Below are 23730 nucleotides of genomic sequence, written 5' to 3'. Positions count from 1 at the left end.
TTAATGATTCATGAACGTTTATTGGCGGCTGTCTCTGAAACCTTCCATATTTTCGTACCGCCGTTTCATGAAGCGATGATATACATTTTTTATCCATAAAGGAGAGGTCAGAGTAAATCCGAGACCAATCACTAACAGGATTGTGTAAGTGATTGTTTCTCCTAAAAGTGCATTTAATAAGCTGTATAAGATAAGCGGTACGCCGAAAGCACCGAAATTGACCACCATCTGTATGGCGCTATTGTTTTGTCGGCTTGTCACTTTTTCATTCAAAGGTACTGTCTGTTTGTTGTAAACAGCCAGTTGGAAGAAGCAGAAATAGATAAAGCCAATGGTATAGAAAAACCAGGCAAAAGCACCCAGTAAGGTTAGCTTGTTCATGATGATAGCGGGGATCATCAGTATGAAAGGTATAACCTCACCGATACTGTATGTGTAATATTTAGCTTTCAGCAAACTCATAATCGATTCTTTGCGAGACATCAGACCATCAATGTAGTTACCTTCGAATGACATAATCTGTGAAAGGATAATCATTCCGAATACGGCAAAGTTATACACACAAATAAAAGAGGTCATGAAATTACCGTCATAGACACTGGAAAAGCTAAGTGCAACGGAGAAAGCTACAATTACGATAGAGATATTGCGTAGTGCACCTTTACAGCGGCGGTTGCGTAAGAGCATTTTTAGTTCCAGTCTCATATATTCGCCCACTTCTCCGTAGCGTTCGAAGAATTTATATTCGGAGACGTGTTTAATTTGGGTATCATCTACTTTGGCTAGCTCTGCATAAATAAGCCCGGACATGATCTTGCGATTAATCAGCCATAAAAGGGCAATCACAAGTATGGTGCCGAGAAAATAGAAAATGTTTCCCTGTATATATCCATCTCCCAGATCCATGAAGAAATAGAAGAGCGGACTATCTTCGGGAATAAAAAGAAGGCAGCCTATTCCACCGTAGAAAGCGATAGGTAATAGAATCCACCAAATGCGTTCGTTAATAAGAGTGCGGCAAAGCAAGTACCAGTAATTGTTGGCAATAATTAATAATAAGATACCGATAAGATAGGTGATAACACCGGAAATACCGAAAAACTTGGTAATAGTGATGAAGGAAAAAGGGACAAACAGAAACAACCAGAACAGGTTGAACAGACTTAGTCCCGAGCGGATTAGTAAAAAGTCGATGACACGAATTCGTTTAACCGGCAACAGGAGGTAAGGTTTTACCTCCTGTGTCGGTGTTTTTTGTAACGGAACACGCAACAGGAAGTCCAGTGCTAGGATAAAGATCAGAACCACTGCGTTCATCACATGATATGGTTCCCGGTTGGGAACCATATCTGAAAAACCGAACGCGAACGTAGTACCGAAGAATATCAGGTAACCGGCCCAAAATGCGCCCATGACATAACCGAGTATTTTAGCAACTTTGTTCTTCTCATACATCGGATGCCGTTTGGCGGCGAGCCTTCCATGTTTACGTAGTTCGTTGAATATCATCATTCAGTAGATATACTAGAGAAATATTTATTTGTTTTCTTCCGGCATAGTCATAATGACTTGAATTTCGTTGTTCTGTTTCAGCAACTTGGCAAGGAAGTCCTGTACTTCTTTTGCTGTGATGCTGTTGACCAACTTTTCATAGTCTTTTGTATTATCGATACCGGTGTAGAAGTATTCGTCCATGTTATTGAGCCAGTAGCCATTCTCTTTTTGGGCGTCTTTATACTTCTTCAGCATATATTCTTTGATCTTCTGCATATGTTCGGCAGACGGACCTTCTTTTGCCATTTTGTGGAGCTGCTCTACAACGATAGTGGACAGTTGGTCTTTCTTGGCAGGATCAGTCTGGAATACGATTTGAAGAACAAGTTCTTCTTTCGGATATTTACCCAGGCTGCCGTTACAGCTAACGCCGTATGTACCACCTTCTTTTTCACGGATTTCCGCTGTGTAGACCATATCCAAAGCCTGATCTAAGAAGCTAAGCAGGACATTGTTGCGCAAGTCATATTTGCAACTACCGCTATAAAGGAACATGATGGTAGCCATCGGAGTTTCCTGTGCTTTAGCGAATACATTCTTGATCTGTCCTTTGCGGATATCCATGTGATTGTCTTTGAAAGTCTCTTTACGGTTGATAGATGGAAGACTACCCAAATATTTGGCGATCAACGGTTTCATCGTTGCCAAGTCTACATTTCCCACCAGGTAGAAAGTAAAGTCGCTTGCGTCTTTGTAGCGGTCTTTGTACATTTCGAGAATACGGTCGTAGTTGATCTGGTCTACCATATTTTCTTTCATTCTGATAGCACGTGGATGATGACCATATAATACACTTGTAACAGTGTCACTGAAAGCAGTCATCGGGTTGGCATCTGCATTTTGAAGTTCGGCTTTCAAGCGATTCTTGTAAGATTCGAATGCTTCATTGTCCTTGCGTGGAGAAGTGAAAGTCAGATAAGTGAGCTGCATCATTGTCTCAAAATCTTTCGGTGCACAGCTACCGGAAACCGTTTCTGTTGTATTACCGATACCGGCAGCCACGTTTGCGCGTTTGCCGGCAAGAGCTTTACCCAAGTCAACCTTGCTGAAATTACCGATACCACCCACCAAGGCTACTCCGTTTAATTGAGCAATATTGATAATCTCTTCGTTCGGGAATATGCTCGTACCACCGAAACTTACCCCTTTCATAACAATTTGGTCAGCTTTGAAATCAGTAGGCTTCACATACACAGTTACGCCGTTGGAAAGCACTAACTTAGTCGTACCATAAATGTCTCCGGCTTTTTCAGAAACAATTTTGCCACCTTTCAGCTCTTCCGAGATAAGCGGCTCGTTAGAGACTTTGTCTTCATAAGGCTTCAAGTCAAATGACTTCATTTGTTTCAGCAGAGCGGTAATCTCTTCTTTAGTAGGATATTTCACTCCTTCTTTTTCCGGACCGGCCAACAGAACTACCTGGTTATTATCAGTAATCAGTTGTTGCATTATCTGGTTAACAGCTTCTACCGGAATATTCGGAGCCAATTTGTTCAAAAGCGTATATTCAACTTCGATTCCCGGAATCGGTTCTTTATCAAGGAAGTTGTTAACGTATTCGTTGACATAAGAGCCGCTTTTGGTTTTTTCGCGTTCATTGTAAGCAGACTCTACGGCTTGCAGATAGTTGGCGCGTGCGCGGTCATATTCTGTTGGCGTAAATCCGAAGCGGCGTGCACGTTCAGCTTCTTCCAAAATCGTTTTCGTAGCTAAATCGATTCCGTCGATTTTGCTGCTTGCGCTGATACTGAATGCTTCTTTAGTCTTGGCAAGGAAATAGTTTCCATATTCTGCACCGGCACTTGTGAAAGGCGGATTAGCAGTCTGGCGAAGTTCGTTCAAACGGTTGTTCAGCATATTCATAGCCATGCTGACCATGTAGCTCGTTGCGTAATAAGCGATGGTGTTCTTCAAAGAATCCGGGGTAGCATCTTGTTTGAAGAAGATGTTGATAGACGGATTTTTCACTTCTTTGTCAGTACCGATATAGATAAGCGGTTCCTGATTGTCTGCTACCGGATAGTAGATACGTTCGGCCGGATTTACCGGAGCTTTTACGTCTGCGAATACTTTTTTAAGTTTGGCTTCAATTTCATCTACGTTGATGTCGCCTACAATAACGATACCTTGCAGGTCCGGACGGTACCATTTGGCATAATAATCGCGGATATCCTGATAAGGGAAGTTGTTGATAACATCAATGCTTCCGATAGGCATACAATCTGAATATTTAGAGTCCGGATACATTGTAGACTGTGCATTGGTCATGATACGAAGCATACCGCTGTTGCGGCTTCTCCATTCTTCACGGATTACACCACGTTCTTTGTCTATTTCCTTGTCAGCAAGATTGATGGCGTTCGACCAGTCATGAAGGATAAGTAGGCAAGAGTCTACCACATTGATGTTTTCAGTTGGTACGTTGCTGATATTATATACCGTCTGGTCGACACTGGTATATGCGTTCAGATTCGTTCCGAACTTGATACCTTTTGTTTCACACCAGGGCACGATACCGAGTCCGGTTTCATCACCCGGGAAATGTTTGGTTCCATTGAAAGCCATGTGTTCCAGGAAGTGAGCCAAGCCACGTTGTTGCGGTTCTTCAAGGATGGAACCTACTTTCTGTGCAATGTAGAATTCTACACGTTTTTCAGGAAGTGCATTGTGCCGAATGTAATAGGTAAGCCCGTTGTCCAGTTTACCGATGCGGACGTTTTTGTCCACAGGCAGTTCTTGCATGGGTTGTGCAAGTACGAGCTGGAAATTGCAGCATATAAAAAGGACTGCAATAAATAATCCACGTAATAAATGTTTCATGTTCTATTTAGTTTAAATAAATATTTCTTTGTTATTTGTCGTTTTGTTTGGTTGTAAATCACAAATAGACAGGGAAAAGAGTTATTTTATGGCTTCCCGTATCCTGACTAACTTCGTTAACAGCCCTTCCAGAAGGTCTAACTTTAGCATATTGGCACCGTCACTTTTAGCTACCGCAGGATTCTCATGTGTCTCGATGAATATTCCGTCAGCCCCCACGGCAATACCAGCTTTGGCTACGGTCTCTATCAGTTGCGGCATTCCACCAGTTACTCCACTGGTCTGGTTAGGCTGCTGCAAGGAATGGGTCACATCCAGGATAACCGGATAACCGAATGATTGCATTTCAGGGATGCCACGATAGTCTACCACAAGATCCTGATAGCCGAAAGTCGTCCCACGTTCGGTGAGCATCACATTCTTGTTTCCGGCTTCCACCACTTTGTCGGCAGCAAACTGCATCGCCAACGGAGAAAGGAACTGTCCTTTCTTGATATTGATTGTCTTTCCGGTTTTTGCCGCTGCAACCAACAAATCGGTCTGGCGGCAAAGGAAAGCCGGGATTTGAAGTACGTCTACATATTCGGCTGCCATTGCAGCTTCATCTGCGGTGTGAATATCCGTCACGGTGGGCACTCCGAAAGTCTCATGTACCTTTCTTAATATTTTGAGTGCTTTTTCGTCACCGATACCTGTAAATGAATCCAGGCGTGAGCGGTTTGCCTTGCGGTAAGAGCCTTTGAATACATAGGGAATTTGCAGAGTTTCGGTGATCTTTACTACTCGTTCGGCAATGCGCATTGCCATCTCTTCACCTTCTATTACACATGGACCCGCCAGTAGAAAGAAATTACCGGCAGGATTGTTCTTAAGTTCTATCATTTTTCTTAATCTAATTATAAGTTTATTTTTCAGGCATGGATTGCGCGGACTATACTGCTTTGCAGATTCAGATTTACTAAAAACCGTGTCATCCGCGTCATCCATGCCTGAAATTATCAATTTGGAATAATAAGCGTTGTCTTTTCCGAAAGTACCCCTACTTCCAGCGGAAAATGTCTGGGCAACAACCGCCCGTCCAAATCCACAGCTGCATTTTGTGCCCGTAGTACTTTCACTTTCTTTGTCCGGTAGCTTTTCACTACCTTATGATTCAGGATTCTTCCCTGAATCAGCATCCATAGTCCGGAAATGATTTGCAGGAATTCCGGGCGGTAGATAACGGAGACATCCAGCCATCCGTTATAGGGAACGGCACTAGGCGTCTGTCCCCATCCCCAGGCACTGCCTATGCATACCGTCATGATGCGTCCGCGGATATGTTCGTCATTAATGCGGAGGTGCATTCTGTATAGTTTCCGTTCAAATATAAGAGAAAACAGAGCGGCAACGTAGGAAAGGAATTTCACTCCCCAGAAACGTTTGGTCTGATCGGTGATTTTAACGATTCGTGCCCCCAGTCCGATATTAACAGCATTGAGGAAGTAGCGGCGTTGATGTTCTTTTCCGTCATAGAAATTGCAGTAACCTACATCTATTTTCTTCAGCCGGTGGTTGATGATACAATCGACAGCCGGTTTGTATTCCGTGCCGAGTCCCCAATATTTGGCAAAGTCGTTTCCGATTCCATTCGGAATCATGCCGAGGGCGATGTTCTCTTTATCTTCGGCATCGGATAGCATAATGCCATTGATGGCGTCATTCAATGCGCCATCACCGCCCACAATGACAATCGTGCGATAACCATTGTTGGCTAAAATCTTGGCGAGACGTTCCACCGAACCGAAACCTTCGGATTGTACATAGTCATAGTCCACGCCTTTGCTGTCCATGTATTCCTTAATTTCTTTCCAGCGCTTTTTTACCTTTCGGGTACCCGCTTTCGGGTTGTAAATCACTCCCCATTTTTTTGGTTCTACACTCATATTTGTTATCTATCCTACTGTGTATTAAAAATCGCACTATAATAATTGACAAAGATACTAATTCCCTTCCAGTTTCGCTTTTACAAAAGCTATCTTTTCTTCCATCGGCAGTTCCGCATTCATCCAATGGATGGTAAATCCTCTTCTTTCCATGCCGCGAAACCAGGTCATTTGCCGTTTGGCAAACTGATGGATCGCAATTTCCAGACCGTTGAACATCTCTTCATAGGTTAGTTTACCAATAACATATAATGTCAGGTATTTATATTCCAACCCATAATAGATTAAATCATCCGGCGCAATTCCTTGTTCGATCAATCGCCGCACTTCGTCTATCATTCCTTCGTCCAACCGTTGTTTCAATCGTCGGGTGATCTTTTCACGACGAAGTTCCCGGTCAATATCCACTCCGATGATGAGGCTGTTCAATTTCGGAAATTCCCGTTCGGGAACCGGATGGACAGCATAATATTCTTCAATCTCTATCGCACGGATAGCACGTTTTACGGTATCTACATCAGTGGAATTGTGCAATGTTTTGTACCGGCCTAATATTTCTGTCAACTCTTCGAGCGAATGATTTGCCAAACGAGCACGTAATTCAGGGTTTTCCGGTACGGGCATCAGCTTATATCCTTTTAGTACGGATTCCAGATACATACCTGTCCCTCCACATACAACGGGGAGACAGCCTTTTTGTTTGATTGCTTCGTAAGAAATCAGGAAATCGCGTTGATATTCGAATACATTATATTTATATCCGGGATCTGCAATATCGATTAAATGATAGGGGATTGTACGTCCGTTTACTGTATAATCCACCAAGTCTTTCCCTGTACCGAGATCCATTCCACGATATATCTGTCGGGAATCGGCACTGATAATTTCTGTGTTGAGTTCGTAGGCCAAGGCAGCGGCAAAGGGAGTTTTACCCGAGGCTGTAGGTCCGAGTATGGCGATTAAATCATAGTCCGGCATAGCTTCATTCTTTTATATCCGCAAAATTACGAAATAATTTTAACCTGTCGGGTATTCAGAGGCTTTTTTATCAAGATAAGAGTTCTGGAAATTTGCAGAAAAGGGTTGGAATGAGTATTTTTGTTTTTGTTAAGGCAAGTCAAGATGTGTTTAACCGGATTTTAAATCTGATTATATGATAAGATTTTATTCTCTATTCTTTTTATTTTTCTGGTGTACAAAGTTATACCCAATTTCTATAGATGAAGTAATCAGTAAACCTGTTCGCTTTTATACACCTTCTGAATATAAAAGTGATGCACAGGTGTGGGGTATCTCTAAAGGAGAAAGAGATGATGTTTATTTTGCAACTAATGAGGGAATTGTACTTTATGATGGGGTTCGATGGGAGAAATATGTGACTCCGAGTGAATGTATTATGAGAAATGTATTTTATGATGAGGAGAGTAAGATAACGTATAGTGGGGGAGTGAATGAGTTTGGATATTGGAGATACGATGAATACGGTAATCTACAGTACACACTTTTATATGAGAATTCTCCAAATTCTCCAACTCAAGAGTTTTGGAAAATAGCCAAAGTGCCTGGAAGTCATTTGGTTTATTTTGAGTCTCCTTTATCTCTTCTGGTCTACGATGCAAAAACAGGTAAGATCACTCCACTGGCAGATGATGGAATGAGGTTTCATTTTTTGTTTATTGTTGGTAATAAAGTTTATTTGCAGCAGAGTAACTATCTCTATCAATTGGATGGATATGAAAAACGAGTCGTTACAGATCAATTGGAAAATTTCTATTTGGTTTATATGGCTTTAACTAGCAGTGGAAAACTTCGCCTTTTTAGTTCAGAGAAGGGGGCATTGTTGCTGGATAGCAAAGGAAATATTGAGAAACATATCCCTTATGAGGCGGATATGAGGATCACGTCTATGAGTCGTTTGGGGAATGATTATTTGGTCGGTACTGGTAATACGGGCTTTTACAGAATAGATGAGCGGGGAAATATCCTTTCGAAAGTAGGAGAGCAGTTGGGACTGAAGAATACAGTATTAAGTGTTGGGGTAAATAATAAAGGAGATATCTGGTTAGGGTTGAACGGAGGAATAATGATGATTGAGGAAAGTGTTAAGGAAGAATCTTTATTACTTGATCCCAAAGAAAATATAGGATATGTATATTGCGCTGTGAATCAGAGGGATCAGTTGTATGTAGGAACTAACAAAGGACTTTTTCAGATAAATAAGAGAGAGGAAGAGGTTAGTTTTGTATTATTACCTCAATCCAAAGGACAAGTCTGGAATTTGTATAATATAGGAAGTGAAGTCATTGTCGCACATAATAAAGGTCTATTCAGTGTCTCCAATGGTACATTCCGTGAAATAAAACATAGTGGAGTTTATACTTTAGTTCCAGTCCCTTCTCGTCCAGGTTATTACATAAGTGGAAACTATGTAGGGCTTTCTCTTTATAAACTGAATGATGGTAAACTGACGTTTCAAAACAATATATCCGGTTATGGTGATTTGGTGCAAAATTGTGCATTTGATAAAGATGGAAACTTATGGATTGCTCACTCAAGAAAAGATTATATGCGACTTCGTTTTGATCATGCTTACACTACTATCACCGAATCTGAAATATATGCTGTACCGATGACAAAATCGAAGCGTGCGTTTTTGGTCAAAGTGGGGACCGATATTATTTTTCTAAATAATGAAGGAGGAGTATATAAATACAATGAATTGAATAATACCCTTCAACCAGATGAATATTATGCAACTTTATTGGAAACGATTAATCGAAATGCGTTAAAGGTTCAGGCGTTTGATGATCGTTTCTGGCAAATAAATGAAGAAGGCGTTTGTCTTTTGCAAAAGAATTACAATAAAGTGATGGTGAATTCAGGATTATTCGCCCGTATGAAAGATGAATTCATACCAAAGGGTTTTCGTAAAGTAATCCAGTTGGAAGATAGTATTTATGCTATTGGTTTGGAGAATGGATTGGGAATAATGAATATTACTGCATTGAACGGGCAACCTCCGATGAAGATGCCCTGTATCAGGAAAGCAGAAATCGTGGGAGAGTCTGAAAATCAGTTGTTAAGTTTGAACGAAGGGAATCTTTTTATTCCTGCTCATATCAATATGGTGCGGCTATGGTTGACTTCTCTGAATAGGGAACAGCAGTTGGAATATCGTATTGTAGAGCGTGGGGATAAGTGGGAAATCTCTTCCGGTGGTTATATTCAGTTGTCGTATCTTCATCCTGGTGATTTTACGTTAGAAGTCAGGAATAGTAATGGATATGGGATTTATTCGGATGTGAATAGTATCATGCTGCATGTTGCTTCACCATGGTACGCCACTGTTTATGCTTATTTACTTTATGGGTTGCTCGTTATAGGTATAATATTTCTTATATATAGAGCTGTATTAATCCAGACAAGAAAAAAGGAAGAAGAAATACGTTTAAATGAAGAGAGAAAACGGAAGGAGGAAATGGAACGTTATCAATTGAATTGTCTTCAGGAAGAACTAGGTAATAAGAATAGTAAGTTGATGAGTATCACTATGCTGGGGGTTCAGAATAATACATTCCTTAAAAAGATAAAGGAGGCCGTACAGGAAATTGATATAAGTCAGTCTCCTGCTACAAAACAGCAGGTGCAACGTTTGGTAAAGGAGATTGAACGGCAATTAAACGATCAGAGCGGATGGGATAATTTTGTTGAACATTTTAATAATACATGTAATGGATTCTTTGATCGACTAACAGAAAAACATCCCAAGTTAACTAATAGTGATTTGAGATTATGTGCTTATATTCGCATGAATTTGAGTACGAAAGAAATAGCTTCTTTGATGAATGTCTCTTCCTCTTCTGTAGAAATGGCTAAGTACCGTTTAAGAAAAAAACTGGAGTTAGATGAATCGGTGGCTTTACCCTATTATCTGACTGAAATTATAGCAACATTAAAATCATTTGTAGATAAATGATTTGTAGGGGGATTTTGTTATATTTATCTATTTGAAATATAGCGGTTTGTGTGTTTGTGTGTGAGGACTTGTAGGGGGGTAGGTAATTTACTTTTTTAAGGTTGTATAGTGTTTGTAGGGCTTTAAATTTTGGGTAGGAATTTAGAGCCTTCTATATTTGCATCAACCAAAAAAAGTAATAGTATGAGAAAAATTCTTTTAAATGCAATTTGCCTGTTGTTGTTTCAATTCACCTCTCTTTATGGTCAGCATCAGTTAATATGGAGTGATGAATTTAATTCGAAGCAATTAGATCAAACAAACTGGACTGTTGCTTCCGGATATGGTTCACAAAACGACGGATGGGGAAATAATGAACTTCAAAATTATACTCCGGATAATCTCTCTTTCAAGAAAGGAAAACTAGTTATTACTGCTAAGAAAGTAGGCGATAACAAAAAGAGAGGAGATTATACTTCTTCCCGTATTTCTACAAAAAACAAACATTCCTTCTTGTATGGACGTATTGAAGCCCGGATGAAACTGGCTACAGGTATGGGAATATGGCCAGCCTTTTGGATGTTAGGGGCGGAGGGCGGATGGCCGGATGGAGGAGAGATTGATATAATGGAGTATGTAGGTTATCAACCGGGAGTGGTTCATTCAGCATTACATACACGTTCCAGTCATGGTGGTACTATCAATAAAAAACATCTGGAAGTAAAAGGATTGGAGAAGGGATTTCATACTTATGGAATCAATTGGGATAAAAACAAGATAGAGTTTTATATTGATGATCCGTCAAAACCTTTCTATGTATATGCACCTGAAAAGAAAACACCTAAAAACTGGCCTTTTGACAAACCACATTATATTTTATTCAATTTGGCCGTAGGCGGAAATTGGGGAGGAAAAATGGGAATTGATAATTCCATATTTCCACAGGATTTTATCATCGATTGGGTACGTGTGTACTCAAAATAAACTAATTGAATATACTGAATACTATGAAACTAATTTATACTATTTTGATCTCATGTTGTTGGTTATTAAGTTATGCTAACTCGCAGCGATTTCCTATAAATGATAACTGGAAGTTTACTAAAGACAATATAGATATTTCTTCGACATCTCAAAAAGTAGATTGGACAGACATAACCCTCCCTCATACTTGGAACGGACAAGATGGACAGGACGGTGGAGATAATTATTACCGGGGGACGGGTTGGTATATGCACAACTTGAAGATAGATAAAAATGATCGTAATAAATGCCTTTATTTACGTTTTGGGGCAGCTAATTATGCAACAGAAGTATTTTTAAATGGAGTATCTGTTGGCACACACTTTGGCGGATACACAGCTTTTGCTTTTGATATTACTCCATTTGTCCGTTATGGTGCATCCAATCTATTATTGGTGAAAGTAAGCAATGCTGAAAATTTGGCTATACCTCCTCTTTCTGCTGATTTTACCTTTTTCGGGGGATTAATCCGTGGCTTGGAATTAATAAAGAAAGATAAGGTACATTTCACTACTGAAGATTATGGCTCGAACGGTGTATATATTCGTCAAGATGTGGTGACAGATACAGAAGCCAAACTCTCTTTTATCGCAAAAGTTCGTAATACTGATAAGAAAAAGCAAAAGGCAATAGTATCTTTCATTATAAAAGAACGGAATGGAGAGATATTGAAGGAGGGCAAGCAGGAAGTAATGATTCTTCCAGAGACTACAACATCCGTAACAAACACTTGCCAAATAGATAATCCTCATTTGTGGAATGGGAAGAAGGATCCTTATTTATATATTGTGGAAGTCAATGTGATGGTTGGAACAAGAGTAATGGATAACTATACTGTTCCTTTGGGAATACGTTATTATTCCATTGATCCGGAGAAAGGATTCATTCTAAACGGACATTCATATCCTTTGCGGGGAGTATCGCTACATGAAGAGAGAAGAGATAAAGGGAATGCGGTTAGCGATACCGAACGCAAAGAGGATATTGATAGAATTGTTGCCATGGGTAGTAACTATATTCGTTTATCTCACTATCAACATGGAGATTTCACCTATCGTTATTTGGACTCATTAGGGATTGTTTGTTGGACAGAGACTCCGGTAATAAACAAGATAAAGGATACGGAGGAGTTTGCCATAAACTGTGAAACCGGGTTGAAAAGTTTGATTCGGCAGTTGTATAATCATCCTTCAATAGTAGTATGGGGAGTTTCTAATGAAATAAATTATAGGAAAGGTCCCAATCCGGTTCCGTTGATTGAAAGACTGAATAAATTGGTACATCAGGAAGATCCGACCCGACTTAGTACATTAGCTGCTATGTTTTCAGAAAGACCAACAAATTTCATAACTGATGTTTACTCCAATAATCGTTATGATGGATGGTATTATAATACTGTGGAAGAGATAGGTACATTTGCTGATAAACTTCATCAGAAATATCCACAACGCTGTATTGGTTTTAGCGAATATGGGGCAGGAGCACATCCATATCAACATCAGGAAGGAAAAGGGAAACCTGATATTGATGGACACTGGCATCCGGAAGCTTATCAGACCTATTTTCATGAAGGGTATTTGAAAGCTATACAGCAACGTCCTTACTTATGGAGCACTTCCATATGGGCAGCCTATGATTTTGCTTCAGATAGTCGTAATGAAGGAAACCAACCTGGAATCAATGATAAAGGTTTAATTACTCATGACAGGCAAATAAAAAAAGATGCCTATTATTTTTATAAAGTCAATTGGAATCCGGAACCAATGGTGTATATCTGTGAGCGTCGGTTTACTAATCGTACTCAACCGGAAACTAGCTTGAAACTTTATTCAAATTGCGAAAGAGTGGTTTTGAAACTTAATGGGAAAGAAATTCCATTAGAGAAAGGGGAAAATCATGTATACTTATCCGGGAAAATCACTTTAAAATCCGGAGTAAATAATGTAGAAGCTTATGCTTATCAGGAAGATAAGCAGCTTGAAGATAAAGTTGTTTGGTATTATTTATCTGAAAAATAAAATAGAATGCTATGAGAGAACATTTAAAAATGACCTGGGTGGTCGCATCCTTACTGTGGGTGCTATTTCCTTTGGGGCAGACTGTGTCTGCACAAAGTAATTCGAAATTGACTCCTCTTATCCAGAATGTATATGGGAGGAAAACGATTTCATTGAATGGTACTTGGAACTATTTGTTAGACCAGTTGGAGGTGGGATATTATAATTATCGCCGTACGCCCGATCCTAACGGGTTCTTCAAAGATCCGCTAGTGGATAACATTACAGCTTACAAGGAATATGATTTTGATTCAGCACCAGTAATGGCAATTCCGGGAGACTGGAATACATGGGAAGACCGTTTCTTTTTTTATGAGGGAACGATGTGGTTTAAGCATAAATTTCTTTATAAAAAAGCGGATAATAGAGTTTTTCTTTATTTGGGAGCAGTGAATTATGAAGCAAAAGTTTATTTGAACGGTACAAAAGTCGGTGAACATATCGGTGGATACACACCCTTCAATATGGAAGTGACCGAACAAATAAAAGATGGAGAAAACTTCGTGGTAGTGAAAGTTGATAATAAACGTACTGCTGAAGGAGTGCCGACATTGAATTGTGACTGGTTTAATTTCGGTGGAATAACACGTGATGTTATGCTGGTGGAAGTTCCGCAGACATATATCAACAGTTATTATATACAGCTTAAGAAAGGCAGTAAAGACACATTGTCCGGTTATGTGAAGATAAACGGAACAGCAACTTCTGAAAAAGTACAATTGGAAATTCCTGAACTGAAAATAAAGAAGGAACTGATTACAGATGCTAACGGATACGCTTTTTTTGAAATAAAGGCAAAACCAATCTTATGGAGCACGGAAAAACCTTATTTGTATCAAGTGTCTTTGAGTACAAATACTGACAAAGTAGTAGATGAAATAGGTTTCCGTACAATTGAGACAAAAGGACGTCAGATTCTGCTCAATGGCAAACCGGTATTTCTGAAAGGAATCAGTATTCATGAGGAAGCTCCTTTCCGCTCCGGCCGTATTTGTTCGGAAGAGGAAGATCTGACACTGTTGAACTGGGCAAAAGAGCTTGGATGCAATTATGTCAGATTGGCACATTACCCTCACAATGAAAAGATGGTTCGTTTGGCCGAAAAGATGGGGTTAATGGTTTGGTCAGAGATTCCGGTTTACTGGACTATTCAATGGGAAAACGAGGATACCTATCAGAATGCCCACAACCAATTAATGGAAATGATTGAGAGGGATCAGAACCGGGCGGCGGTTATTATTTGGTCAATAGCCAATGAAACACCTCATGGAGATGCCCGTGACCGGTTCTTGTCTAATTTGGCAAAAGCAGCTCGTGAAAAGGATAACTCACGTTTATTAAGTATGGCGATGGAACGTTCGGATAAATCGGCTACGGTACTTTCCATTCAGGATAAGATGAGTGAATATGTAGATATAATTTCTTGTAACCAATATTTAGGATGGTATGATGGGTTGAATGAAAAAATTGATCGTGTACGTTGGGAGGTAGATTATGAAAAGCCTTTGATATTTAGCGAAATGGGTGGAGGTGCTGTTGCCGGTTATCACGGTGATAAAACGCAGATTTGGACCGAAGAGTATCAGGAGGAACTTTATAAAAAAACGTTGAAAATGATTGATGAACGGATGCCGCCGGTAGCAGGTATTTCTCCTTGGATATTGATGGACTTCCGTTCTCCGAGGCGATTGCTTCCACAGATTCAGGATGGATTTAATCGGAAAGGGTTGATATCTAATCGTGGGCAGAAAAAGAAGGCTTTCTATATACTTCAGGAGTGGTATAGAAATAAGTAGTAAGTATGTATTTTCTTTGATTAAATAACCAAAAGTAGTATTATGAAAAAAGTATCGTATGTATGTTCGTGCTCTTTCTCTCTGTTGCTGGCTGTGTTACCATTGCAACAGACCATGGGAGAACAGGTAAACAAGGCAGAGATGTTGGCTATACAGAATGTCCAGCAACAAGTGCGAAAAATTACCGGTCAGGTGGTGGATGACAAAACCGGTGATCCGTTAATAGGCGTGAATGTGAAAGTGAAAGGAACTACTACAGGAACAATAACAGACATAGACGGTCAGTTTACGTTGATGGTTACGGCTAAAAATCCGGTCATTATTGTTTCTTATATAGGATATTCACAGCAAGAACTGACTGCATCCGGAAGTCAATTGAATATAAAATTGAAAGAAGATGCGATGGCGTTGGATGAAGTCGTAGTAGTTGGATATGGTGTACAGAAAAAGAGTTTGGTGACAGGTGCTATTGCTTCCGTCAAGGGAAGTGAACTGGAAATGACTGGTATCATGCGTGCCGACGATGCTCTACAAGGAAAAACTCCGGGAGTGCAGATTATATCTAATAGCGGGCAGCCGGGAACTTCAACTTCCATTCGTATTCGCGGTGTCGGGACGAATGGTACGGCACAGCCTATCTATATAGTTGATGGAATGGCTGTAGGGGATATTGAATACTTGAATCCTGCGGATATTGAATCTATTGAAGTACTGAAGGATGCCGCATCATCAGCTATTTATGGAGCTCGTGGTGGTAATGGTGTAATCCTTGTAACTACAAAGAAAGGAAGTGAAGGTAAAACCTCGGTTACTGCCAATTTCTCTTATGGCATCCAAAATATAGCTAGAAAAATAGATGTTTTGAATGCGAAAGAATACTGTATTTTGCAAAATGAAGCGGCACAGAATGGCGGACAGCCATTGCCTTTTACAAATGAGCAAATAGCTAAGTATAATAAAGGTACCGATTGGCAAGAAGCCGTGCTTTATCGCAATGCTCCTACTATGCAGGCACAAGTTTCTCTTTCTGGCGGAGATAAAAACGGTTCTTTCCTGACTTCCGCTTCTTATTTCAATCAGGATGGTATTCTAGCTAAGGGAAAGTCAAATTTTAAACGTATTACTGTTAACTTGAATTCTGAACGTCGTTTCTTTGACGGGCATTTGAAAATTGGCGAGAACGTATCTATTTCTAAAGTAGATAGACAGTCTATTACCCAAAATAGCTTGACTGCCGGTCCATTAGTAAGTGCATTGAATATGGATCCATTAACTCCGGTCTATGATTCTAAAAACGACGACCCACTTTATGGTGGATTTGGTTCGTCGAAATATGTATCTCAAGAGATTGTTAACCCGGTTGCCCGAATCTATTTTTCACACGGAAACTCTAATTATTTTAAATTGATAGGGTCGGCTTTCGCTGAAATCAGCTTTCTGAAAGATTTTAAGTATCGCTTTTCTATCGGAACGGAGCGGACATGGAATGTTTCTTATGGTTATACCCCTTTATATCGGTTGAATTCCACTACTGGAAATACAGAACATAATGGAGCTAATCAAAGTATGTCAAATAACTGGTCTATGAATTATGAGAACGTGTTGAATTGGGGACATGTTTATGGATTGCATAATGTTTCGGCTTTGATCGGTACTAGTTATATAGATGAATCCGGTACGCGTGTTTCCGGTAGCCGTAATGATTTGATTATAGATGATCCGAAATATGCATGGGTGAGTATGGCAACTTCTTCATCCCAAGGAGCTTCAGGAGGTATGGATGATCCGCATCGCTTACTTTCATATTTTGGTCGTGCCAATTATTCGTATGACGATCGTTATATGATGACATTTACCATCCGTCGGGACGGATCTTCACGTTTCGGTCCCAATAACCGGTTTGGTACGTTTCCTTCGGTATCTGTCGGATGGAATTTGATGAATGAGCGTTTTATGTCGGGAGTGAAGTGGCTGGATGCCTTGAAACTGCGTGCAAGTTGGGGACGCAATGGTAATGAACGTATTGGTGATTTTCAATACATGTCCACAATATCGACTTATGGAATTGGATATATATTTGGAAGTCAGGTGGATGGACAATCTATATCTACAGGTGCAGCTCCCACTAAAGTGGAAAGCCCTGATTTGAAATGGGAAACGATTGAACAAACCAATATTGGTATAGATGCCGTCCTATTTGGCAGTTTGACTGTAAATCTGGATTATTACCGTAAAAACACAAAAGATTTGTTGTTAACTACTCCTACTCCGTTGTTTTTGGGTAACTCTTTCCCGACAACGAATGCGGGTGCGGTACGCAATGAAGGTTTTGAAGCATTTGTAAGCTATAAGAAGAAAATAGGTAAACTGAATATGACCGTAAGCGGTAATATGGCTTATAATAAAAATGAAGTAACTTATGTGGGTACGGATACAAAGGTAGTGACCGGCACATCAATGCAGGGGATGGTAGGAACGATCACTCGGATGGAAGAAGGGCATCCATTGGCTTATTTCTGGGGATATCGGACGTTAGGTATTTTCCAGAATCAAGATGAAGTAAATGCGTATGTTCATGTGAATGAGGATGGGACAAAACAATTGATTCAACCGGATGCTAAACCGGGAGATTTCCGTTTTCAGGATACTAATGGTGACGGGCAGATTACCGATGACGACCGTCAGAATTTGGGTAATCCATATCCTGATTTTACGTATGGTTTCAATCTCAACCTGGAGTATAGAGGGTTCGATTTGACAATAAACACTAGTGGAACAGTTGGCAATAAGATTTTCAGTGTACTTCGTCGAATGGATTTGCCTGCATCCAATTATCCGTCTTGGGCTTTAGGGCGTTGGCATGGTGAAGGCACATCAAATACGATTCCGAGAGTAACTACCGAAGATAATAATGGTTCTTGGACGAAACCGTCGGATTTCCATGTAAAAGACGGAGACTACTTTAGGATAAGGAACATTATGTTGGGATATACAACGAAACGATTGAAGAATTACTACATCGAAAGTCTTCGTGTCTATGCTTCAGTCAACAATCTGTTTACATTCACCAAATATGACGGATATGATCCGGAGATTGGTGGCGGAGTAATGAGCACAGGTGTAGATAGTGGAGTATATCCACATCCGAGAACGATTTCTTTTGGTATTAATGTTACATTCTGATAAAGGATACGATTATGAAGAAAAATAATATATTTAAAATATCGATATTGGCTCTGACGTTGGGAGTGACAACGGCATGTGGCGATTTACTGGATTTAGAACCTCCAATGAAGCAAGTGACGGGTAATTTCTACCGTGATCAGAAGGATGCTTTTCAGGCTTTGACTTCTGCCTATAATATATTGTCTTGGAGTGCTCCTAGTACAGCGTCCGGTAGTCCGCAGAACTGCGCTTTCGAACTGGTTAGCGAAATTTTGGGTGACGCTTGTTATGCGGGTGGAGCGAATGCAAATGATATACCAGCTACGGTACGTATTGATCGCTTTGATATTCGTGTCAGCGATCCTGCTCCCGAAGCTCTGTGGAGTAAATATTTTACAGGAATCTATCGTGCGAATCAGTTGTTGGTGAAGATTGACCAGATTAAATTTGCCGATGAAGATTTGCGTACCCGCTATAAGGCAGAAGCATTATTCTTACGTGCTAATTATTATTTTGACTTGGTTCGTTTGTATGGAAATGTGCCTTTGATTTTGACTCCGCTGACTCCTGCCGACTATGCGCAACAGCAGGTGGCTCCGGAAGTGATTTACTCACAGATTGCGGAAGATTTGGTAACAGCTATCAATGCAAAGAATTCACAGGGGGAATATAGTCTTCCGGTATCTTCTATGCAGTTGGATGCGGCGGATAAAGGACGAGTTACTAAAGCAGCCGCTCAATCGTTGTTGGCGAGGGTTTGGTTATATTATACCGGATACTACAATCAGAATCAGTTGCCGGGAGTTAGTTCACAGGAGATGATTGGTTATGTAGAAGATGTAATAGAAAACAGTGGGCATGACCTGATGGCGGGCGCTTATGACAGGGCACAAATTGATGCGGCTAAGGCATCTCCTTTGTTTGCGGTAGCTAATAAGAATAATATAGAAGGAGTTTTTGAAATACAATATACCGATTTGTCTAAATGGGGTGATTGGAAGAACCGTCAAGGCTGTTTGGGCAACCAAGCCATCATACTTTGGGGGATGCGTGATGTTGGAGGAGCATATGCTGCCGGATGGTCTTTTGCTCCGGTAAGTAAAGTTTTGTTTGATCGTTTTGATCCTGCTGATCCGAGACGTTATGCAACATTTATCAATGCAGAAACTAAAGTCGGTGATAATGACGGAGAAGGTCTAAAGTATACTAAGGGATTCCAGAATACTGGATATTTCAATCGTAAATTTACTCCCCTCACTGCGAATAATGGACGTTATGGCGGTTCAAGAGAGTTGAATTACCGCAACAATTATCCGATGATTCGTTTTGCAGATGTACTGTTGATGGGAGCAGAACTGGAGTTACTTTATGGAGATAAGGCGAAAGCACTGAGTTATTATAAGCGAGTACGTGAGAGAGCGATGGGAGTAGGAAGTGTAACTATTTCTCAAAATCAGTTAACATTAGATTTGATTGATAAAGAACGCATATATGAGTTGTCTTTGGAAGGACATCGGTATTGGGATATTCTCCGTCGTGGTCAGGATTATGCGGAAAGAACATTGACTAATGGAGAGTTGAATGAATTTAAAGTGACATACAACAAGGAAAGAGCCGGATTATTCCCAATCCCTCAATATGATATAACTCAGTCGAAAGGGTCATTAAAACAGAATCCGGGATATTAACTATTAAAGAAGAAAAACTATGATAAGAAATAAATATGTATATATTGCCTTAGCTGTCATACCATTTTTTAGCAGCTGCTCTCCGGACGACCGGATGGGCTTGGAGGAACCTATTCAGGATTTGAAGATTATTGTTATTCCGGGAGAGCGACCTAACACATATACCTTCAAGACTACTCCTGCCGATGTAATCGGATTTTGGGATTTAGGTAATGGAGCTGTTGCCAACGGAGTAAGTTCCGTGGAAGGAGAATATCCTTTCCCCGGCAATTATTCGATAACATTGAAAGCCTTTGGACAAGGAGGACAGACTAATCCGGTTTCTATTACCCTTCCTGTGATAAAGAGTAATTATGATTTATTGAGTGATCCTATTTATGAAAAGTTGACGGGCGGAATTAATAATGAAGCCGGAAAAATTTGGGTTGTTGATTCTTTGCTTCCGGGACATCTGATTAAAAATCCCCAGAAAGGTGGGAATGGTGATTGGGCAGCTCAAATAGCCGGACATCTGAATCGTGCAAACAATAAAACCGGTGGTGGTATGTATGATGATGAGATCACTTTCAAGTTGACAGATAAGGACGGGCCGGCTTTTATTTATAAGAACAATGGTTCTTGTTGTGCTGCCTCCAATCCTATTTCAGCTGGTAATTCGGATGCTGGTGCGGGGCTCTATTCTTTGTTAGTCAAAGATCCTGCTTGGAGAACCACTCGGGCGGATAAGATTTCCGCTATATATCCCGGAGGTTGTGGTGATTATCTTGTCCAATGCACTCCCCCTGAAAAAATGACATGGACAATTGTAAAAGATGGTGCCGGTAATTATTCGCTTGTATTACCTAAAACGGCAGATGGCAATGGTGGTTTTCTCTTCTATTTTACAGACTGGAGTGCTTCCTATCAGATAAAGTCGATAACGGATGATAAGATGGTTGTCTGGAAGAGTTGTCTGGATGGTGCCACTCGTCAGATTGTGATGATACGCAAGGGCTGGATTGATCCGGAAGCGGCAACAGAGCCTGCCAATTAATTAACCTATAAAAAATGATAGATATGAAAAATAAGATACTATTATATCTGCTGGGAATTATTCTGCTGGCAGGGTGTAGCAAGGATGAGGATAACCAATATATATCCTTTGCGCTGGATACCGAGCATAATAGCGTGGAAGGAAGTTTTGTGCAGGGAGCCGCATTGCTCTCCAATTGTCGGGCATCTATCTCTTATGTGAACGCCGTAGGCGGAACGGCCACTTTCAGTTCGGAAGAGGTAAATGGAATTTGTATTGAGAAGGTAACTTTACCTTTGGAAGGTAAAACGGGAACAGTGAAATTATCAATCACTGGTATTCCCGTTCAGTTGGGAATGATGTATTTACCTGTATTGGTAGAATATATGGGTAATAAATACGAGACGACGGTGTCTGTTGTAATCTTTGAAGACACAGATCCTTCCGGAAGTATCGAATTCCAAATGGAGACCGAACCGGTTGTCAATATGAAGTCGATGGTTGAGATTCCATTTACTGTGGTACCTACTATGGCTGCGGTGACAGCATCTGATATTCCGGGACTAACAGTAAAGATTACACAGGATTTGAATACCGGACAAGGTGTTCTTGTATTGACTCCTACTGCCGAATTGTTATCGGGAACATTGGAGATTACCGCTTCATTCGGAGCACGTACTCCGGTTGTGAAGGAAATCAGTGTAAATGCTTTTGCAGAAGGAGAGGGCACGGCGGAATCTCCTTATAAAATATCTGATGCCGACGGATTGAACAAATTGAAGTTCGGTTTGGATAAAGTGTTTATCCTTACGGATGATATAGAGATAGAAGCAAACTGGACACCGGTAGGAACGACCGAAGCACCGTTCGTTGGAATTTTGAATGGAGATAATCATAAGATTATTTATCATATCAATGCACCGTCAAGTGATTCACAAGCTTTCTTTGGAGTTGTAGGCACTGGTGCAGAAGTGAAGAATCTGAATTTTGGCGGAGAAGTAACAGGACGTACTATCGTTGCCGGAGTGGCTGCCAGCAGTGCTGTGCCTTTGGAGAACTGTAATGCGGACGAGGTACTTGTCAAAGGAGAAAATAATCTTGCCGTATTGGTTGCTTCCGGTGATGAGAAAGACGAGCGTATTCTGACAATTGGCAAGAAATTTCCCACGTTGATAAATATCACTATAGGGGATACGTTCGCCAGTGAATTACTTGATGCTCTTCCAATGGATATATCTGTGAATGTATTGACAAATGAGACTAATGCGGATATTTCCTACAATGCCTCAAATGGAAAAATAACTGCTGATATTAGTAAGGGTGGTTTTGAAACAGGTGATATTACTGTTGAACTGAAACTGGCTCAGACCGGAAGTGGTGCGAATGTCGTATCATTGGCGAAAACAATAACGATTGCTTCGAAGAAGATGAATGAAGGTGGAGACGGTTCTGAAACTTCACCGTATATTGTGGCGGACGGGGAACAGTTGGCAACTATGATGACAAACGCTCCTTCAAGTTATATTGCTTTGCAGAATGATATTCAGTTGGCTGATGAATGGACTGTGTTAGGAGAATTTACAGGCGATTTGGATGGCAAGGGATATACTGTAACAGGGTTGAAGATAAACGCAACAACTGCTAATTCCGGATTTGTGAAAACAAATAAGGGTATTATCCACGACCTTAAATTTGTAGATGTAAATATTACCACCACACAATCTTTCGGAACAATAGCTGGAATTAATCAAGGAACAATTCGTGATATAGAAGTATCTGGTAAAATAGCTAGTACGCATACAGGTGATCTGCTGGGTGGTATTGTTGGAGATAATATTGCGCAGGGCGTTATTGAAAACTGTTATGTAAATTTGGATATGACAGCCATTTGCGGTATGGTTGGAGGAATTGCCGGTCGTAACAAAGGTACGGGGAGTGGTGCCATAGTACGTAATTGTACATCGGAAGGAACTTTGACTGTCACCGCTTCTAAAACACGTATCGCCGGTATTGTTGGGCGTGGTGAAGGACCGGACTTGATAAAGGGATGTCTTTCTTCAATGACAATTACCGCTACTACTTCCGGTGCTAATGGTGTTGGGGGAATTTTCGGAGCCAACAATAACGATAACATGAAGATTGAAGAGTGTATGTTTACCGGAACCGTAAAGAGTGGAAATGATGTCGGAGGTATTGCCGGAGTAGGAGTTAATGTGCGAAACTGTTTGGTTGAAAATGCCTCGGTAAGCAATACGGTAATCGGCTCTAACGGAAATGCAGCAGGCGTATGTGGTACTAATAAAAAGTATGCTACTAACTGTATTGTTCGTAATGCTGAAATATCCGGAATCGTTGGAACTGGTAAGGCTATTTCCGGAATTAATGGAAACTATCAGAATAACGGAACCACCAACGGCTGTGTGGTAGAGTCTGCTACAATAAAAGGTGCTAAGGTACAGCGCATTTCTGCTATCAATCCTGCAACTGTGAGCAGCAATCCGGGTGCTCCTTTGGCTAACAACTGGGTATGTAATGTTACACTTATCGACGGAAACAATGAAGATGTCAGTTCTTCCGCAACTGATGATGAGGCAGGCTTGGACGGTGGAAAAGTGACCTCGAGTCAGATAAACCAGTCATGGTATGAATCATTAGGTTTTGATATGACTGTTTGGGAATGGAAAGATGGAAAACTGTCTCTTAAGAATGTTGGTTATAAACGTAAATGAGAAGAA

Annotated in this window: 13 protein-coding genes; 8 read left to right on the top strand and 5 right to left on the bottom strand. The window is 40.5% G+C overall.

The window, feature by feature from the left end; all coding sequences use genetic code 11:
• Positions 1-18: 18 nt before the first annotated feature.
• The 5 genes from I2I04_RS10630 to miaA form a co-directional block, all read right to left on the bottom strand.
• Positions 19-1512: a DUF5687 family protein gene (locus I2I04_RS10630; RefSeq protein ID WP_185911624.1), complete on the bottom strand. Its 1494-nt coding sequence runs from the start codon at positions 1510-1512 to the stop codon at positions 19-21.
• A gap of 24 nt (positions 1513-1536) precedes the next feature.
• Positions 1537-4374: a M16 family metallopeptidase gene (locus I2I04_RS10625; protein ID WP_143258110.1), complete on the bottom strand. Its 2838-nt coding sequence runs from the start codon at positions 4372-4374 to the stop codon at positions 1537-1539.
• Positions 4375-4455: 81 nt separating this feature from the next.
• Complete coding sequence (gene kdsA / locus I2I04_RS10620) at positions 4456-5256, bottom strand: 3-deoxy-8-phosphooctulonate synthase (RefSeq protein ID WP_143258111.1); 801 nt, start codon at positions 5254-5256, stop codon at positions 4456-4458.
• Positions 5257-5372: 116 nt separating this feature from the next.
• Positions 5373-6299: a diacylglycerol/lipid kinase family protein gene (locus I2I04_RS10615; RefSeq protein WP_143258112.1), complete on the bottom strand. Its 927-nt coding sequence runs from the start codon at positions 6297-6299 to the stop codon at positions 5373-5375.
• 57 nt (positions 6300-6356) lie between these two features.
• A complete protein-coding gene (gene miaA / locus I2I04_RS10610; RefSeq protein ID WP_143258113.1) occupies positions 6357-7277 on the bottom strand; it encodes a tRNA (adenosine(37)-N6)-dimethylallyltransferase MiaA in 921 nt (306 codons plus the stop codon).
• A 175-nt stretch (positions 7278-7452) separates the two neighbouring features.
• Here miaA and I2I04_RS10605 point away from each other — a divergent pair, with 175 nt between their 5' ends.
• The 8 genes from I2I04_RS10605 to I2I04_RS10570 all read left to right on the top strand — a co-directional run bounded on the left by I2I04_RS10605 (position 7453) and on the right by I2I04_RS10570 (position 23724).
• Complete coding sequence (locus I2I04_RS10605; RefSeq protein ID WP_143258114.1) at positions 7453-10275, top strand: hypothetical protein; 2823 nt, start codon at positions 7453-7455, stop codon at positions 10273-10275.
• A 183-nt stretch (positions 10276-10458) separates the two neighbouring features.
• On the top strand, positions 10459-11238 hold the full coding sequence (locus I2I04_RS10600) for a family 16 glycosylhydrolase (protein WP_195654996.1): 780 nt from the start codon (positions 10459-10461) through the stop codon (positions 11236-11238).
• A gap of 23 nt (positions 11239-11261) precedes the next feature.
• Positions 11262-13295: a glycoside hydrolase family 2 protein gene (locus I2I04_RS10595; RefSeq protein ID WP_195654995.1), complete on the top strand. Its 2034-nt coding sequence runs from the start codon at positions 11262-11264 to the stop codon at positions 13293-13295.
• Positions 13296-13306: 11 nt separating this feature from the next.
• The gene (locus I2I04_RS10590; RefSeq protein WP_223225821.1) at positions 13307-15130 is read left to right on the top strand and encodes a glycoside hydrolase family 2 protein; all 1824 of its coding nucleotides are present in this window, start codon (positions 13307-13309) and stop codon (positions 15128-15130) included.
• 42 nt (positions 15131-15172) lie between these two features.
• Positions 15173-18313 carry a SusC/RagA family TonB-linked outer membrane protein gene (locus I2I04_RS10585; RefSeq protein WP_223225822.1) on the top strand — a complete coding sequence of 1047 codons (3141 nt, stop codon included), beginning with the start codon at positions 15173-15175 and terminating at the stop codon, positions 18311-18313.
• A gap of 14 nt (positions 18314-18327) precedes the next feature.
• Complete coding sequence (locus I2I04_RS10580) at positions 18328-19983, top strand: RagB/SusD family nutrient uptake outer membrane protein (protein WP_143258117.1); 1656 nt, start codon at positions 18328-18330, stop codon at positions 19981-19983.
• Positions 19984-20002: 19 nt separating this feature from the next.
• Positions 20003-21016: a PKD domain-containing protein gene (locus I2I04_RS10575; protein ID WP_195654994.1), complete on the top strand. Its 1014-nt coding sequence runs from the start codon at positions 20003-20005 to the stop codon at positions 21014-21016.
• Between the two features lie 23 nt (positions 21017-21039).
• Positions 21040-23724, top strand: a complete 2685-nt coding sequence (locus tag I2I04_RS10570; RefSeq protein WP_195654993.1) for a hypothetical protein — start codon at positions 21040-21042, stop codon at positions 23722-23724.
• The last annotated feature ends 6 nt before the right edge of the window (positions 23725-23730 follow it).

Origin of the sequence: Bacteroides sp. 1001136B_160425_E2 (assembly GCF_015559655.1) — a bacterium.
In the GTDB taxonomy this organism is placed as follows: Bacteria; Bacteroidota; Bacteroidia; order Bacteroidales; family Bacteroidaceae; genus Bacteroides; species Bacteroides luhongzhouii.
Note: the sequence above shows the minus strand (reverse complement) of the source record. Positions and strands in the feature narration are given on the sequence as shown.